15 protein-coding genes and 2 pseudogenes are annotated in these 16,322 nt (G+C 71.1%); 10 read left to right on the top strand and 7 right to left on the bottom strand.

Going from position 1 to position 16,322, the window contains the following annotated elements; genetic code table 11:
• From C1I99_RS33935 to C1I99_RS09635, 6 genes and pseudogenes are all read right to left on the bottom strand, one after another.
• Nucleotides 1-523 (bottom strand): annotated as a pseudogene (locus C1I99_RS33935) (hypothetical protein); the annotation flags it as partial.
• Nucleotides 520-1,602, bottom strand: a complete 1,083-nt coding sequence (locus C1I99_RS09655; RefSeq protein ID WP_111133870.1) for a sensor histidine kinase — start codon at nucleotides 1,600-1,602, stop codon at nucleotides 520-522. The pseudogene C1I99_RS33935 and the gene C1I99_RS09655, both read right to left, overlap by 4 nt.
• Entirely contained in the window at nucleotides 1,599-2,276 is a 678-nt protein-coding gene (locus tag C1I99_RS09650; protein WP_111133869.1) for a response regulator transcription factor, read from the bottom strand. The genes C1I99_RS09655 and C1I99_RS09650 overlap by 4 nt, the downstream gene beginning before the upstream one ends.
• A 278-nt stretch (nucleotides 2,277-2,554) precedes the next feature.
• Entirely contained in the window at nucleotides 2,555-2,767 is a 213-nt protein-coding gene (locus C1I99_RS09645) for a nuclear transport factor 2 family protein (protein ID WP_111133868.1), read from the bottom strand.
• Between the two features lie 209 nt (nucleotides 2,768-2,976).
• Nucleotides 2,977-3,342, bottom strand: a pseudogene (locus tag C1I99_RS09640) (aldo/keto reductase); the annotation flags it as partial.
• 20 nt (nucleotides 3,343-3,362) lie between these two features.
• Nucleotides 3,363-4,484 carry a low temperature requirement protein A gene (locus C1I99_RS09635; RefSeq protein WP_233512433.1) on the bottom strand — a complete coding sequence of 374 codons (1,122 nt, stop codon included), beginning with the start codon at nucleotides 4,482-4,484 and terminating at the stop codon, nucleotides 3,363-3,365.
• Nucleotides 4,485-5,532: 1,048 nt separating this feature from the next.
• On the opposite strand from C1I99_RS09635, the gene C1I99_RS09630 reads away from it, so the two are divergent.
• From C1I99_RS09630 to C1I99_RS09585, 10 genes are all read left to right on the top strand, one after another.
• The gene (locus C1I99_RS09630; protein WP_438941398.1) at nucleotides 5,533-6,579 is read left to right on the top strand and encodes a fatty acid desaturase family protein; all 1,047 of its coding nucleotides are present in this window, start codon (nucleotides 5,533-5,535) and stop codon (nucleotides 6,577-6,579) included.
• A gap of 493 nt (nucleotides 6,580-7,072) precedes the next feature.
• Nucleotides 7,073-7,804, top strand: a complete 732-nt coding sequence (locus tag C1I99_RS09625) for a GAF and ANTAR domain-containing protein (RefSeq protein WP_111133865.1) — start codon at nucleotides 7,073-7,075, stop codon at nucleotides 7,802-7,804.
• Between the two features lie 479 nt (nucleotides 7,805-8,283).
• The gene (locus C1I99_RS09620; protein WP_111133864.1) at nucleotides 8,284-8,685 is read left to right on the top strand and encodes a lipopolysaccharide assembly protein LapA domain-containing protein; all 402 of its coding nucleotides are present in this window, start codon (nucleotides 8,284-8,286) and stop codon (nucleotides 8,683-8,685) included.
• A complete protein-coding gene (locus C1I99_RS09615) occupies nucleotides 8,682-9,236 on the top strand; it encodes a DUF5994 family protein (RefSeq protein ID WP_111133863.1) in 555 nt (184 codons plus the stop codon). The genes C1I99_RS09620 and C1I99_RS09615 overlap by 4 nt, the downstream gene beginning before the upstream one ends.
• A 112-nt stretch (nucleotides 9,237-9,348) precedes the next feature.
• The gene (locus C1I99_RS09610; RefSeq protein ID WP_111133862.1) at nucleotides 9,349-9,849 is read left to right on the top strand and encodes an inorganic diphosphatase; all 501 of its coding nucleotides are present in this window, start codon (nucleotides 9,349-9,351) and stop codon (nucleotides 9,847-9,849) included.
• Nucleotides 9,850-9,990: 141 nt separating this feature from the next.
• Nucleotides 9,991-10,164 (top strand): hypothetical protein, encoded by a 174-nt coding sequence (locus tag C1I99_RS33270; protein ID WP_199562064.1) that lies wholly within the window; start codon nucleotides 9,991-9,993, stop codon nucleotides 10,162-10,164.
• Nucleotides 10,161-11,165 carry a glycosyltransferase family 4 protein gene (locus tag C1I99_RS09600; protein ID WP_111133860.1) on the top strand — a complete coding sequence of 335 codons (1,005 nt, stop codon included), beginning with the start codon at nucleotides 10,161-10,163 and terminating at the stop codon, nucleotides 11,163-11,165. Before C1I99_RS33270 ends, C1I99_RS09600 begins: the two co-directional genes overlap by 4 nt.
• A 145-nt stretch (nucleotides 11,166-11,310) precedes the next feature.
• Entirely contained in the window at nucleotides 11,311-12,447 is a 1,137-nt protein-coding gene (locus C1I99_RS09595; RefSeq protein ID WP_111133859.1) for a glycosyltransferase, read from the top strand.
• Nucleotides 12,444-13,496, top strand: a complete 1,053-nt coding sequence (locus C1I99_RS09590; RefSeq protein ID WP_438941397.1) for a glycosyltransferase — start codon at nucleotides 12,444-12,446, stop codon at nucleotides 13,494-13,496. Before C1I99_RS09595 ends, C1I99_RS09590 begins: the two co-directional genes overlap by 4 nt.
• On the top strand, nucleotides 13,493-15,019 hold the full coding sequence (locus C1I99_RS09585) for a glycoside hydrolase family 130 protein (RefSeq protein WP_111133858.1): 1,527 nt from the start codon (nucleotides 13,493-13,495) through the stop codon (nucleotides 15,017-15,019). The genes C1I99_RS09590 and C1I99_RS09585 overlap by 4 nt, the downstream gene beginning before the upstream one ends.
• A 187-nt stretch (nucleotides 15,020-15,206) precedes the next feature.
• Here the strand turns inward: C1I99_RS09585 and C1I99_RS09580 are convergent, their stop codons facing one another.
• On the bottom strand, nucleotides 15,207-16,229 hold the full coding sequence (locus C1I99_RS09580) for a LacI family DNA-binding transcriptional regulator (RefSeq protein ID WP_111133857.1): 1,023 nt from the start codon (nucleotides 16,227-16,229) through the stop codon (nucleotides 15,207-15,209).
• Between the last annotated feature and the right edge of the window lie 93 nt (nucleotides 16,230-16,322).

Here is a 16,322-nt window from a genome sequence, read left to right as displayed (position 1 = left end):
ACCAACCCAGGCCGGGCCGGTCGGGCGGCACGGCGGAGGCGGCCACGATCGCCCCGGCGGTCATCGCGCCGAGGAGTAGCGGGTGGGCCGGCGCGGTCGGTCCCGGCCACCGCCGTGCGACCAGCGAGGGCGCGGGTGGCGCGACGGGCGGCCAGGGCCCGATCTGCGGTGGCCCGATCTGCGGTGGGACGGGCTGCGCCGCCACGGCGACGCCGCCCGGTCGTACGGCCGGTCCGCCGCGGGGTGGGACCCCGGCGGCCTCGATCGTGCCGCTCGCGACTCCGGCCGTCGCCCCGCCGGCGCCCGTCGGCGCGACGGGGGTCTGCGCCCCGGCGCCGCTGGCGCCGGTTACGGCAGCGGCGCTACGGGGTGTCGCGCTGCCGGCGCCGGTCACGGCAGCGGCGGTACGAGTGGCCTGGCCAGCCGGGCCGGGGGCGCTGCCGCTAGGGGCGGCCGGGGCGGGTTCGGCGGCACCCGCCGGGCCGCCGGGCGGCGGCGGGTCTGCCGGTGCGGGAGTGCTCATGCAACCTCTTCTCGGATCGTTTCGTCCGCGGGCAGCGAGACCCGGATCCGGCATCCCGGTCCGGTGCCACCTGCGGGGATGGACGGGTCGAGCACCTGGATGTGGCCGCCGTGCAGCTCGACCACCCAGCGGGCGATGGCCAGGCCGAGACCGGTCCCACCGCCCGCCGCCCGGTCGCCCCGGGTGAACCGCTCGAAGACGCGGGACCGCGCCGCCGCCGGAATGCCCTCGCCCTCGTCGCTGACCTCGAAGCGGAGCTGGCCGCCGTGTTCCTCCGCGGACACCCGGACGGTGCCGCCCACCGGGCTGTGCCGGGCGGCGTTGTCGAGGAGGTTCGCGAAGACCTGGTGCAGCCGCCCGGGGTCGGCGTGCACGATGAGCGGCGTCGACGGCCCCTCCAGCCGGAACCGGACGTCCCGCCCGGCGCCCGCCGCGGTCGCCCTGGCGTGCTCGACCGCCTCGTCGAGGAAGTCGGCCACGTCGATGCGCACCCGCCGCAGCGGCACGACGCCCGCGTCCAGGCGGGACAAATCGAGCAGGTCGGCCACGAGGTGCCCCAGCCGCTCGGTCTGGGCGAGCGCGGCGCGCAGCGCCGCCGGGTCCGGCTCGGCCACCCCGTCGACCATGTTCTCCAAGGCGCCCTGGAGTGCGGTGATCGGCGTACGCAGTTCGTGCGAGACGTTGGCGATCAGCTCGCGGCGTCGCTGGTCGGCGGCGTGCAGGTCCTCGGCCATCTTGTTGAACGCCTGGGCCAACTCGCCGACCTCGTCGCGCGAGGTGGCGCGGACGCGGCGGGTGTAGTCGCCCCGGGCCATCCCGCCGGCCGCGGCGGTCATCTCCCGTAGCGGCGAGGTCATCCCGTGCGCGAGCACCTGGGAGGTGAGCAGCGCGACAGCGATCGCGGTGGCCGACGTCATCGGTGGCAGCCAGCCGATGGCGTACCAGAAGTAGGCGAGGCCGGCGGTGAAGGAGGCGACCAGCAGGATGCCCAGCTTCACCTTGATCGAGCGGACGGGGTCCAGTGGGCGGGGCAGCAGTTCGAGGACCCGGTCGACGCCGGTGAGCAGGGTGGAGGTCACGCCGGCACCTCCAGCGCGTAGCCGACGCCGTGCACCGTCCGGATGAGGTCCGCGCCGAGCTTGCGGCGCAGCGCCTTGACGTGGCTGTCCACGGTCCGGGTGCCGGAGCCGTCGGCCCAGCCCCACACGTCCGCCAGCAGGCGTTCCCGGGGCAGCACCGCCCGGGGCCGGCCGGCGAGGTGCACCAACAGGTCGAACTCGGTCGGGGTCAGGTGGACGTCGGCGCCGCCCCGGCGGACCCGTCGCTCGGCCTGGTTGATCTCGATGTCGCCGAGCCGGAGGGCGGGTGCCGCCGTGGCCGAGGCCCGCTCCACGCGGCGCAGCAGGACGTGCACCCGTGCCGCCAGTTCCCGCATGGAGAACGGCTTGGTCAGGTAGTCGTCCGCGCCCACCGCGAGCCCGACCAGCAGGTCGGTCTCGTCGTCACGGGCGGTCAGCATCAGCACCGGCACGGGCCGGTCGGCCTGGATCTGCCGGCACACCTCCAGGCCGTCGAAGCCGGGCAGCATCACGTCCAGCACGACCAGGTCCGGCTGCCCGCTGCGGAACCGCTCGACGGCGCTGGGGCCGTCGCCGGCGATGTCCACGGCGAAGCCCTCGGCGCGGAGCCGGGCGGCCACCGACTCGGCGATGGTCCGCTCGTCCTCGACCACCAGTACGCGGCGTTCCCTCATGGGCCATGACTGTAGGGAGCCGGCGTGGAGATCGGTGGAGTGCGTTGTGAATAACCTGTGGAGACGTGACCCCCTGGGGTCACTCCGTGGACAGGTGGCTGACCTCGGCGGACGTCCGTCCGTCGGGATGCGGGCGGAGCTGTCTGGGTGGGCCGTCAGACAGGAGGTCAGTGACGGCGTATCCCGCCCCCTGAGCGACGGCTTAGGTCTCACCCGTCCTTACCCGCTGGCGGGATCGCGGCGCCTGGCAGATCGGTGGGGCGAGCGAATGGTGCCGGCTACCTCGAGCATGGCGTGTCGAAGTAGCCGACCGCCGCCCGCTCGCTGGAGGCCGTCTTCCAGCACGGGCCGGGCTGGTTGGTCCGTGGATGGCTGACCGTCGAGAACATGTCGTTGCCGCTGACGGTGGTCGCCGGCACGTCCTGGACCGTGTCCCAGTGCTCGGCGATCTGGCCGTGCTTGTCGAAACGGAAGATGTCGACCACGGCCACGCCGCGAGTGCCGGGCTCATATACCGGGTTGGAGTGGACGCGGCAGTCCGCCAGCGCTTCCAGTGATTTCGGGTTCCCGCCATAGTTTTCTCCTTGGATTGCCCGCCAAGGCTCAGCCGTGGGCGGCGAGCGAAACGTGTTCCCACTCGGCCCAGTCGGGCCAGGGTGACCCCGGTCCCGGATCAGTTCCAGAGAGGCGCGCAGGCAAGTCACAGCGTGGCGAGCTGCTCCGTGGTGAGGGCGATGCCCGCCGCGGCGAGGTTCTCCTCGAGGTGCGCCACGGACGAGGTGCCGGGGATGGGGAGCATGACCGGCGAGCGGTGCAGTAGCCAGGCCAGCGCGAGTTGGGCCGGGGTGGCGCCGCTCTGCGCGGCCAGGGCGTCGAGCGGTCCGCCTGGCCTGGCCAGCTCACCGGTGGCCATCGGGAACCATGGAATGAACCCGATCCCCTCGGCCTCGCAGTAGTCCAGGACGGCTTCAGACTGCCGGTTGGTCAGGTTGTAGAGGTTCTGCACGGTCGCGATCTGGGCGTACTGGCGGGCCTGCTTGAGCTCCTCGACGGACACCTCAGACAGAGCGGTCCAGCCCCCTCCAGCTACATGGAGGGGGCTGGTTGCTCGGGTGGGTGTCCGCGTGCCCGAATGCCGTCCGCGATGGCAACTCCAGCCAGGACGAGGGTGGCGGTGAGGCCGGCCACCAGCGCGGGTGCGATCACCAGAGCGGGTCCGGCGACGATCAGCATGAGCAGCGCGACCAGGCGGGACGGCGACACCCGGCTGAACACCTCGTATTCGAAGCGGGCACGTCCGACCAGGAACAACGCGGGGCCGCCGAGAATGACGCCGGCCAGCCAGGGCGTGGTGTGCTCGGTGGGGTGGGCGATGACAACTTCGAAACCGGCGGAGGCGGCGACGACGCCGGCCACCATGAGCAGGTGGGTGTTGGGCGTGGACCGCACGAATCCGCCCGGATCTCGGGAGGATTCGATGGTGGCTTGTAGCAGGGCCCCGGCGCGGTGGACGTAGATCTGCCACAGCAGCACGGTCGCGGCGAAGGCGACCAGCAGTGCCGTTGTGCGGCTGATTGTCATGTCGTTGTCGGCGTAGGTCAGGGTGGTGACGAGGATGAGATCGCCGAGGGCGAGGGTGAAGAATTGCTGGTAGCGCTCCGCCAGGTGGTCGGCTGCCACCGTGTACTGGGACATGGGTACCCGGCCGAGCCGGGGCGTGGGGTAGCGGAGCCAGGCTGACCCGTAGTCGATGGCGAGCGCCGCGGTCCACAGCAGGCCCGTCGCTGGGCCTGCCGCGAGGCCGCCGGCGAGCCACGGTACGGCGGACACGAGGAACCAGAAGATGAATCGGCTGGGGTGCAGGTGTGCCGCACGGTTGTGCAGCGCGGCGACGAGGAAGATGTCACGTCCCAGGTGGATCGCCACGTATGCGCCCGCGAAGACCAGGGCGTGGTGGGAGAAGGCGTCGGGCAGCGTGCCAGCCATCAGCAGGGTTCCGAGCATGACCCAGAGCGTCATGACAAGGATGGGGGGCCGCTGCGCGTGGTAGAGCTCGGTTACCAGCGCGGTGACGGACCAGACCCACCAGATCGCCAAAAGCAGCACCACGGTCTGGATGGCCCCGACCCAGTCGAGACGCTGGGCCAAGGTCCGTGACGTCAGGGCGAGCGCGGCGACGAAGACCAGATCGAGAAGCAGCTCCAGCAAGGTTGTCCGCTGGGGCCCCTGGCCCTTCCGGGCCAGCCCTACAGCTTTGTTGGTCGTCATCGGGTTCCCGTCTACTGACTCCGGGTCTTCGGGACTGTGCAGTGGGGGAACCGGCCGAGTCGGGTGGCAAGGAGGCCCTGCATGATTCTAGGGGTTATTGGCCATAATGCCGCAAAGGTAGGTTTTGTCCTCTCTCGGCTGGTATCGGCGACTCGCGCCTCCAGTTGGCACGAGAATCCCGGCCCTTCGGGGTGCCTCCGTTGCCCCCACCCTCGTGGTTTCAGAACGGCGCACGGATTCGGTGCGGTAGAGCGCCACACCGATCAGCAGGGCGACGTGTGCGGGAGAAGCCGGCCCGGTGCGGGTGCAGATCCACGCGGTGGGGCGTACGGTGAGCATGTCACCCGGGTCCCCGGTGGCCGCTAGGTGCCGTCGCCACCAGCCCGCCTGGGCATCGACCAATCGTCATTCCCGCCGGGGACAGCCTGCTCGTCGTGCTGGCTGATCGCACGTCCCGGCCGCCGGCCGCGGCACGTTCAGGTTCGCCGAGCGCCCCGACGGTGGTGGATCCGACCAGCGTGTCCGCACCGCCGTCCGTGAGCACGACCCTTCGAGACGGCCTCACGACCCTTCGAGACGGCCTCACAAGGGAGCATCGGATGAGGCTCGCCAGGCAGCGGATCGTCCGCATTCGCTCTGCTCGGACGTGCATCAGGCGCACACCTCGCACCAGGGCGACCCCCGTGCTCTCGCGCAATGGAGCCCAATCCGCTGCAACGGGTTGGCCGATCGCCCAAAATCCAAGGTGAAGAGGCAACAGAGTCAGCCGACGCAGGACCGACCAGAGAGGGAGTGCACCGTAACGTCGGGATCGGTGAGTCAACGGATCAAGGGCCTGCTCAACAGCCCCGGGGGGCGTGGTCTGATGCGGCGTGGCCGCCGCCAAGCGGCCAACCCCGAGGCAGTAGAAGCTCATGGCCCGCCTGATCGGCTGGTCGAGCCGCCATCGCTGAGACAAGCCGACGGAGAAGGGCCAGTGGGAGCAGCCATCGTGAGCGATACCAGTCTCGGCGCCGACCGGCAGCGGGGTAGCGACTACGCGGACCTGTCCCGGCTGGTCCGCGCAGCGGGTCTACTCAGGCGACGGCGAGGCTACTATGCAGTGCGCATCGGCCTGGTCGTCGGTTCCTTCGCCGGACTGTGCGTCCTGTTCGTCCGGCTGGGTGAATCGTGGTGGCAGCTCGGCGTCGCGGTGGCCCTCGCGGTGGTCTTCGCGCAGGCCGGGTTCATCGGGCACGATGCGGGGCACCGGCAGATAGCCCGCTCGCGCCGGGTGAACGACCTGGTCGGCATCGTGCACGGCAACCTCCTGACCGGGATCAGCTACGGCTGGTGGGTGAACAAGCACAACCGGCACCACGCCCACCCCAACACCGAAGGCAGGGACCCCGACATCACCGTGGCGCCCTTGTCCTTCACCGCCGGCCAGGCCCGCCAGCGGCGTGGCCTCGGTGCACTGCTCGTGCGCTACCAGGCGTACCTGTTCTTCCCGTTGCTCCTGCTGGAAGGCCTGCACCTGCACGCCAACAGCGTGAAGGCGCTCCTCGGCCCGCGCCGCATCGCCCGCCGACCCGCCGAAGCCGGACTGCTGGCCCTGCACCTGGGCGGCTACCTCACCGCCGTGTTCCTGCTCCTGAGCCCCGCACAGGCGGTCGCGTTCATCCTCGTCAACCAGGGCGTGCTCGGCCTCTACCTCGGCTGCTCCTTCGCCCCGAACCACAAGGGCATGCCGATCCTCGGCGTTGACGACAACCTCGACTACCTACGGCGACAGGTCCTCACCTCCCGCAACGTCCGCGGCGGCATGTTCCTCGACACCGTGCTCGGCGGCCTGAACTACCAGATCGAACATCACCTGTTCCCGAGCATGCCGTGTCCCAACCTGCGCCATGCCCGGTCATTGATCCGGCGGTTCTGCGCCGAGCGCGACATCGACTACCACGAAACCACGCTGGGCCGCTCCTGGGCCGAGGCACTGCGCCACCTGAACGACGTCGGATCCCCCGCGCCTCCGACCGGCGTCGCCCTGCGCTGAGCTGCTATGCCGCCCGGGCAGGAGCTGAGCCGCCCTAGTGGCCCGTATGGTGCCCCCTCGCCGGTGCCAGCGGGCGTTGCTCGTCGGGCGCTCGCATACCTCGTCGGTCTGGTCGACGGAGGCGGCCGTCCGTGCCGGTGCGATCCGGGCCGTCAGCCTGCCACCCGAATCGGTGGCTGACCTTCCCCGGTTTTCCGGACACCTTGATGTTCCCCGGGTTTCGCGGAGCCGTGTTGGTTGGCTCAGGCCGGCACCGACGACGGCAAGCGCGACGCGTCGAGGGTGTCCGCAAGGCCCACCGGGGGGCTGACCAGGACGAGCGCAATGAAATGGTGGCGTTGTGCAAGGAGAAGCGGCGGTTGGAGGTGGTAAACGAGGTGGCCTCATTCCGGGGGCCGGATGACAGCCGGAACCGGTGACCGATCGTGCAACCAATCCGTCGCCCGCGGCGCCCACATCCAAATGGGGCTATCGTATGCCGAGGGTGAGCGACATGGCCGAGATCCAGCTGTCCGACGTGTTCGTGGAAATGGCTGACACACTCGTCGACGACTTCGACGTGATCGAGTTCCTGCATGTGCTCGCCGACCGGTGTGTTCAACTGTTGGGCGTCTCAGCGGCCGGGCTGCTGGTGATCGACCAGCAGGACAGCCTTCAGGTGATGGCGGCCTCCTCCGAACGCACCCGGCTGCTGGAGTTGTTCCAGCTGCAGACCGACCAGGGTCCCTGCGTGGACTGCTTCCGCACCGGCCAAACCGTGTCGGTCATCGACCTGCGGGCCGCCGACCACCGCTGGCCCCGGTTCACCGCCGCCGCAGCCGAAGTGGGCTTCGCCGCGGTACACGCCCTGCCCATGCGCCTGCGTTCCGAGGTCATCGGCGCGCTGAACCTCTTCGACACCCGCCCGGGCGCCCTCGACGAAGGCAAGGTCCGGATCGGGCAGGCCCTGGCGGACGTGGCCACCATCGGGCTGCTCCAACAACGCGCCATCCACCACCGCGACGTCCTCACCGAGCAACTGCAGACCGCACTCAACAGCCGAGTCCTGATCGAGCAGGCCAAGGGTGTCCTCGCTGAACGCCTCCAGGTGGACGTGGGTGAGGCTTTCGCGCTGTTGCGCGACGGCGCCCGCAGCCACAACCGGCGGCTGTCCGATCTGGCTCAAGCGATCGTCGACGGCTCCGAGCAGCTCGCGCCAGGAACGGCGGCCAACCTCTCCGCCTGACTGCCCGGTCCGCCAGGGGGCCTGTGTCGTCCCGCCGGCCGGCGGGTGCGAATCGGCGATGAGGCGTACGGTGAGGTTTGTCGCCCCCGTCCGGATCCATCCCGGTGCGGCTGGGCGTACGGATGAAGCGCGCCGCCGGACGGCGTTCGGGTCGGGTGCGGGTGACGCTGCTCGTGACCGTCCTGCTCCTGCCGTTGCTGCTGACAACGCTGTTAGATCGCCGCTCACCAGATACGGACGGGCTGTGTAGGGCCCGGTCGGGAAGTGGGTGCTCAGCCTGTTCACCGTGCGGGAGATCCGCTCTTCTGCGTGGTCCGGTGAGGGCCGGTACGGGCGGAATGTGCCTGCCCGAACCGATAGATCGGACATATCGGGGTTACGGAACAGCCCGGACAGAGAGTAGGCTGAGGATGTCGTCCTGGACCCCGGCGGCTCCGGTTCGCGTACTTCGCGCACCACCGTTGGAATGAGGTCCACACATGGCCAGGTTCGGCTCCGCCCGCTTCACCACCGTGCAGCCCGGCGTCAAGATCAACAATCAGCCCCGCCCTGCGCCGCGTACCCGCGCCGGTGGTTCGCTGGTCGCGTTCGCGGCGTCCGCCGTGGTGCTGCTCCTGCTACTGATCTTCATCCTGCAGAACGGTCAGCGTACGGACGTGCACTTCTTCGGCGCGCAGGGGCAACTGCCGATGGGAGTCGCGCTGCTGCTCGCCGCGGTGTTCGGCGTGCTGCTGGTGACCATCCAAGCCACCATGCGGCGCATCATCCAGCTGCGGCTGTTGACCGGCAGGCGCCGCACCCCCTACACCAGCACCATCACCCGTCCAGACCCCGCCGACGCCGACCCGGGCGCCGACGTACCGGAGGGACGGAAATCATGATCCGTTCTGCCGAGGACCGCATGACGTGGGTCTGCACCCGTGAGCCGCCAACGGCACGCCTGCGGCTGACCGACTCGCCGTCCAGCCGCGCGATGCTCGACGGCGGTTGGTGGCCGACCTCACGAGACCCGGTCGTCGAACTGTGCAGCCTGGTCACCGCGCTTACCGCCCGGCGTGGCGTGATCGAACGGATTATGCTGCAGCCGGCGGCCTGGGACAGGCATCCATGCCGGATCGGAGTCGACGGCGCCGTGGTGCGGGTGGGCTGGTTCAGCACCCTCGGGGCCGCGCTGGTGATCGTCACAGGCCCGAGGGATCTGCGGATCGACCTGGCCGTGATAGCGCCGGAGACCACGGACGCCGTGGCGACGGCGGCCATGCTCGCGGCTTCCCGCCCCGCCAACACCACCCGCGCCGCCGATATCCTGTTCATACCGCCCAGCCCTCACTCGCGACGGTTGGCAGGACACGGCGACGATGTAGCCGTCTGGGAGACCGAAGGCGGCCACGTTCAGCTCGATCGACGATCCACAGCGCCGGCCCGGACCTGACGCTCCAACCGGCCCGGGACGGGAGGCACGGGGTCCGGGACTTCGGTTCGAAGTCCCGGACCCAGGCCGATGGCCGGTCACCGATTGAAGGTCCGAAGAGCGGAGCAACCGCATGGAGTTCGACGTCACCATCGAGATTCCCAAGGGAACACGCAACAAGTACGAAATGGATCGCCGGACCGGTCGGATCCGACTGGACCGCACCCTGTTCACCGCTACCCAGTACCCGGCCGACTACGGCTTCATCGAACACACCCTCGGCGAAGACACCGACCCCCTCGACGCGCTGGTGCTGGTGCAGGAACCCACCTTTCCCGGCTGCCTCATCCGATGCCGGGCCATCGGCATGTTCCGGATGCGGGACGAGAAGGGGCCCGACCCGAAGGTGCTGTGCGTGCCCACCGCTGACCCCCGCCTCGCGCACCTGGGCGACATCACGGATCTGGAACACTTCCACAAGCTGGAGATCCAACACTTCTTCGACGTGTACAAGGACCTGGAGCCGGGCAAAAGCGTCGACGTCGAACGCGGGATCTGGGCCGGCCGGACCGAAGCCGAGGCGGAGGTCAGACGCTCACAGGAACGCGCCCGCCAGCCGACCTCTGCCGGATGACCACGCCAGGCCGAGCCCTCGGAGCCCTCGTACGCGGCCGTTCTGCGCACCTCACCCGGCCGGTGGTGGCATCCGACCGGCGCGTCCACACCGCCGTCCGTGAGCATGACCGTTGCGGACGGCTTAACAAGGGAGCATTCGATGAGGATCGCCAGGGACCGGATCGTCAGTGCCCTGCGGGACCGCGGCCAGCAGGTCAGGGCCGACTGGGTAGAGCGCGAACTACCGGAGCGGGTGAACCCGGCTGAGCACACGGGGCTGCTCGCCACCCTGCGTCTCGATCCGGCCGACCTCGCCGATGCGCCGTCCCCGTGAGGGTCGCCCTGCTCGGACCGATCGCCTGGCGGACACCCCCACGCCACTACGGCCCCTGGGAGCAGGTGACCGGCCTGCTCGCCGAAGGGCTGGTCACCCGTGGCGTGGACGTGACCCTCTTCGCGACGCTGGACTCGGTCACCTCCGCCACCCTCGACGGCGTGTGCCCCCGGGGGTACGCCGAGGATCCGGACCTGGACGGCCGGGTGTGGGAGGCGATGCACGTCTCCCACGCGATGGCCCGTTCCGGGCGGTTCGACCTGGTGCACAACCACCTCGACTGGCTGCCGCTGGCCTTCGCCGAACACTGCCGCGCTCCGCTGCTCACCACCGTCCACGGCTTCTCCGGCGCGGGGATCCTCCCCGCGTACGCCCGGGCCCGCTCGTCCTACGTGTCGATCTCCGACGCCGACCGGAGCGCCGAACTCGACTACGTCGCCACCGTTCACCACGGTGTCGACCTCACCGGGCTGCCGTTCACCCGCGACGCCGGCCCCGGACTGGCCGCCTTCGGCCGGATCCATCCCGACAAGGGCACCCACACCGCCATCGAGATCGCCCGCCTCGCCGGCCGGCCCCTGACCATTTGCGGCATCGTGCAGGACGAGCGGTACTTCGCCGAACAGGTGGCCCCGCACATCGACGGCGACCAGGTCGTGTTCCTCGGATCGGTCGGCCCCCGACGACGAGCGGAGGTATTGGGCGCGAGCACTGCCCTACTGCACCCGATCGCCTTCGATGAGCCGTTCGGACTGTCGGTGGTGGAGTCCATGGCCTGCGGCACGCCGGTCGTCGCGTACGCCCGGGGGTCCATGCCGGAGGTCGTCGACGAAGGGGTGACGGGATTTCTCGTACACACGGTCGGGCAGGCCGTCGACGCGGTCACCCGGGTCGCCGGCCTTGACCGGGCCGGCTGCCGGGCGCGCGCACGGCAGCGCTTCGGCGCGGACCGGATGGTCACCGACTACCTGTCCGTCTACGACCACCTCACCCGCCGCTGAACCCGGGCGACCGTCGATTCCTGACCGGGCAGCAGCCCCGCCCCCGGATCCGTTCCGCCGGCCACACACGCTGGCCGGCGTGCACCGTCACCGCGTGAGGTCGCCCCCGTACCCCGGCGGCCGACAACCGGAAGGCACGACACCCATGCCCAGCTATGGATTCCTCAGCACCCACCCGCCGACCCGGTGCGGACTGGCCACCTTCAACTTCGCCCTCGCCGCCCACCTGACCGTCGACGGCACGCGCGGCGGGATCGTGCGGGTCACCGACGGCAGCGACGACCAGCGGGCCCTGCCCGGGGTCGTGCACACCTGGTCGACGCGCACCCCGGCCGGCTGGCGGAACGCCGCCGCCGCCCTGAACACCTTCGACGTGGCCGTCGTGCAACACGAGTACGGCATCTACCCCGGCGCCGACGGCGAGGACGTCCTGCCGTTGCTGCGCCGGCTGACCGTGCCGAGCATCGTGGTCCTGCACACTGTGCTCCGCCAGCCCTCTGCCCGGCAGAGGTCCCTGCTGGAGCAGATCGTCGCCGCCGCCGGTGCGGTCGTCACGATGACCGACACGGCCCGCGACCGGCTGCTCGTCGGCTACACCGTGCTCCCGGACAAGGTCACGGTTATCCCGCACGGGGTCGCCGAGCATGTCGGCGTACCCGCCCACCGCCGTACCCGCCCCCACCTGCTGACCTGGGGGCTGCTCGGTCCCGGCAAGGGCATCGAGTGGTCGTTGCGGGCCCTCGCACGGTTGCAGGACCTCGACCCGACCCCGACCTACACCGTCGCGGGCCGGACCCATCCGAAGGTGATCGCGCACCAGGGGGAGGCGTACCGGGCGGGACTGCACCGGCTCGGCGCACAGCTGGGCGTCGCGCATGCCGTGGACTACCAGGACGTCTACCACGACCAGCCCACACTCGGCCGGTTGATCCGCTCCGCCGACGTGGTGGTGCTGCCCTACGACTCCCACGAACAGGTCACCTCCGGGGTGCTCATCGAGGCGGTGGCCGCCGGGGTACCCGTCGTGGCCACGGCGTTCCCGCACGCCGTCGAGCTGCTCACCAACGGCCCCGGTCTGGTCGTACCCCATCAGGAGCCGGCGGCGCTGGCCGCCGCGATCCGGCGGGTCCTGACCGAACCGGGCCTGGCCGCCCGGCTGGCCGGCGGTATCCGGCCACTGGCCGCCGACCTGCGCTGGCCGGTGGTGGCCGCCCGATACGGCACCCTCGCCGAGCGGATCGTCGCCCCCCGCGCCTCCGTGGTCAGCGCGGCGTCGGCGTGACCGCGACCACCGGCCGCCCCAGCACCCCGGACAGCGGCCCCCGGCTGACCGTGCCCAGACCGGGCTTCGCGCACCTGAGCCGGTTGAGCGACGACACCGGCCTGTTCGAGCACGCCCGGCACGCCACCGTCCGCCGCGAGCACGGCTACTGCACCGACGACGTCGCCCGCGGTCTGGTCGTCACCAGCCGCGAGCCGGAGCCGACCGAGGAGGTGCTCCGGCTCGCGGAGCGCTACCTCGCCTTCCTGACCCACGCGCAGGACGCCGCCGGTGCGTTCCACAACCGCCTAGGACACGACCGGCGCTGGACCGACCAGCCTGGCCTCGGCGACTGGTGGGGCCGGGCACTGTGGGGGCTGGGCACCGCCGCCGCCCGCAGTCCCGCCGCCTGGATCCGGCAGGAGGCGCTCGTCGCCTTCAGCCGGGGTGCCGCGCGGCGCTCCCCGGCGCCGCACGCGATGGCCTTCGCCGGGCTCGGCGCCGCCGAGGTGCTGCGCCGCCACCCGGCCCACTCCGCCGCGGCCGCGCTGCTGGCGGACGCGGCCACCACGATCGGCGCCCCCGGACCCGACCCGCGGTGGCCCTGGCCGCAGCAGCGGCTGACCTATGCCAGCGCGGCCCTCGCGGAAGTCGTCATCGCCGCCAGCCAACTGCGCCACGACGGCCCACCGCTCGACGACGGACTGCGGATGCTCAACTGGCTGCGCGACGTCCAACTACGCAACGGACGGCTGTCGGTCGTGCCGGCCGCCGGGTGGCGATGCGGCGCGGTGCGGCTTCGCCACGACCAGCAGCCCATCGAGGTCGCCGCCTTCGCCGACGCCTGCGCCACGGCCGCCACGGTCACCGGCGACCCCGGGTGGGAGTCCGGCGTGCGGCAGGCGGTCGGGTGGTTCCTCGGCGACAACGACATCGGCACGCGGATGTGGGATCCGGCGACCGATGGCGGCTACGACGGGCTGACCCCGCACGGTCCCAACCTCAACCAGGGCGCCGAATCCACCCTCGCGCTCATCTCCACCCTGCAGCACGCCCGGCGGTGGTCATGACCGGCGCCCTGGCCGTCCGGCGGGACGTCACTCTCACCCCCGATCCACGCCGGGTCATCGTCAAGCTCTTCGTCCCGGGCGAGGACGCCGCTCTGGTACGCACCCGCGCGGGTGCGCTCATCGACCGCATCGCCCACCTCGACGACGAGGAAACCGGCCGGCTGCTGCGGGACACCTTCGACCGCTTCGGTACCCGGCACCGCGACCTGGACCGCACGTTCCACCACCACTACGACCTCGTCCGGCACCGCATCGCCCGGGCCCGGGACCTTTCCCCCACCACCCGGCTCCTGGTCGGCGCCTACTTCAGCCACGAGTATGCGGTCGAGGCGGCGGCCCTGTGCAACCCCTCGATGGTGGCCCACCCCGACCAGACCGGGCTGGGCGCCGGGCAACTGCGCGTCGCAGTCAGCCTGCGCCAGATCGGCGAGGGGCACCTGTCGTCCATCGGGTTCGCCACCGCCGTCCTCGGGCCCGGGCTCCGGCTCGCCGTCACCGACCGGTCCGGCCCCCTGGTCGTCGGGCAGCGGGCCGGCGTACGGCACCGTCGGGACCTCCTCGCCGCCGGCCTGACCGAGGTGGACTGCGACAACGAGATCACCGCCACCGTGCTGGACGCCCTGCCCGAACGCTACGACGAGGCCACCTTCGAGCGGGTGCTCGGCAACCTGCCACCGGACCTGCTCTCCCGCAGCACCGGACTGGGCACCCTCGAAGACCTGCGCCGCACCAACGCCGCCAGCTACGCCACGACTTTCCCCGCCGACACGGCCCTGCACCAACGGGTGCTCTGGCCCGCCACCCCGGCGGAGAGCAACGGCATGGAGGACGCCCGGTTCGTCAGGTTCACCGACGAGGCCGGGCCGGTGTACCGGGCCACCTACACCGCCTACGACGGACGGCGCATCGCTACCCGTGCGCTGGCCAGCAGCGACCTGCGCCGCTTCGAGATCACCCCGATGCGGGGGCCGGGCGCCCGCAACAAGGGCGTCGCGCTGTTCCCCCGTACCGTCGGCGGCCGGCATCTCGCCCTGTGCCGCGCCGACGGCGAGACCATCGGCCTGACCTGCCCGGACGCCGAGAACCGGTGGCAGCTGCCGCTGCCCCTGCACGTCCCCCGCGACAGCTGGGAACTGATCCAGGTCGGCAACTGCGGATCCCCCATCGAAACCGATGCCGGCTGGCTCGTGCTCACCCACGGGGTCGGCCCGATGCGCCGGTACGCCATCGGCGCGCTCCTGCTCGACCTGCACCGACCGGAACGGGTCGTCGCGCGGCTCCCCGGTGCGCTCCTGTCACCCGACAACGCTGACCAGGACGGATACGTCCCCAACGTCGTCTACTCCTGCGGCGGCCTCGTACACGAGGGTGAGCTGTGGCTGCCGTACGGGGCCAGTGACGCCCGGGTCGGGTTCGCCACCGTGCCGGTGGCCACGCTCCTCGCCGGGATGGTGGAATCCGCGCCAGCACACCGGGCGGCCGGGACGGATGAGCGGCCGCCGGCACGGCGGTCCGGACGGTGAGTGTCGACGTACGCCGACCGCCCGGTCGCACGTGCGGCGACAGGGCGGTGGAATCCCGCGCAGGTGTGAACGGCCCGGGACCGGCGGCTCAGGCATAGTCGTCGGAGAGGTGCCGCCGCAGCAGCCCGGCCGTGCCGGTGGAGGCTCGGCCGTCCGCCGCGTCGTCGTCGCTGTGCTGGTGGGCGGGCTATCGGGGCAGTGCGGGTCCGGTGGATTCGCGTATGACGAGCCGGCCGTGTTGGCGGATGACGCCGGAGTTGGCGTTGCCGTCGAGGGCGGCAAGTAGGTGGTTGCCGGCGGTGGCGCCGAGTTGTTCGAGGTTGAGATCGACGGTGGTTAGGGGTGGGCGGCAGTCCGCGGCGAAGTCTTCCCAGTTGTCGTAGCCGACGATCGCCACGTCGTCGGGGATTCGTCGGCCGAGGTCGCGGAGGGCGTCGGCGACTCCGGCGGCGACCTGGTCGTTGCCGCAGAAGATCGCGTCGATGTCGGGGCAGGCGGCCACCAGCAGGCGTGCCGCGTGTCGGCCCCACCGCTGTGACCATTCGCCGAACAGGGGGTCGCCGGCCGGGAGGAGTCCTGCCTCGGCGAGGACTGCCCGAAGTCCGGCCGCCCGGTCTCGGGCGGCGCGGTAGCTTTCCGGTCCGGTGATGTGCCCGATTCTGCGTCGGCCGTGTAGGACCAGGTATTCGGCGGCGAGTCGGGCGCCGCCTTCGTCGTCGGCGACGATCGACAGGTCGCGCGGGTCGGCTGACTCGGCATAGGCGTAGACCACCGGGACGGGGATGTCCCGGGTCAGCGATGGGCTGACGTCGTTGCTGTCGCCGACGACGATGAACCCGTCGACCTGACGTGCCAACAGCGTGCGGATGTAGTGCTGGCGGCGGATGGCGTCGCCGCGGGCGTCGCACAGCAGGACGGACATCTGTCCGTTGCCGAGGGCGTTCTCGGCGCCGAGCAGGATCGGGATGGAGAACCGACCGCCGAGTTCGTCGGTGAGCAGCCCGACCGTGCGGGTGCGGCCGGAGATTAGACCGGACGCCAGCACGTTGGGTTGGAAGCACAGTTCGGCGGCGGCACGCAGCACCCGCTCCCGGGTGGCCGGAGCGACCTCGGCGCGGCCGTTCAGCGCCTTGGACGCGGTGGCGACGGAGACGCCGGCGCGGTTCGCCACATCGCTCAGCGTCACTGACTGTGATCGTCGTCGGCCCACCGAAAGCCTTTCGCAAGGATTTCAGGGCAACCGCCAGGAGCGGGTTACCCCTCGTGTTCGTGGAAAGCGTAGAGCGCGAAGCGCCTTTGAGGA

This window comes from Micromonospora deserti, from assembly GCF_003236335.1.
GTDB lineage: Bacteria > Actinomycetota > Actinomycetes > Mycobacteriales > Micromonosporaceae > Micromonospora > Micromonospora deserti.
Note: the sequence above shows the minus strand (reverse complement) of the source record. Positions and strands in the feature narration are given on the sequence as shown.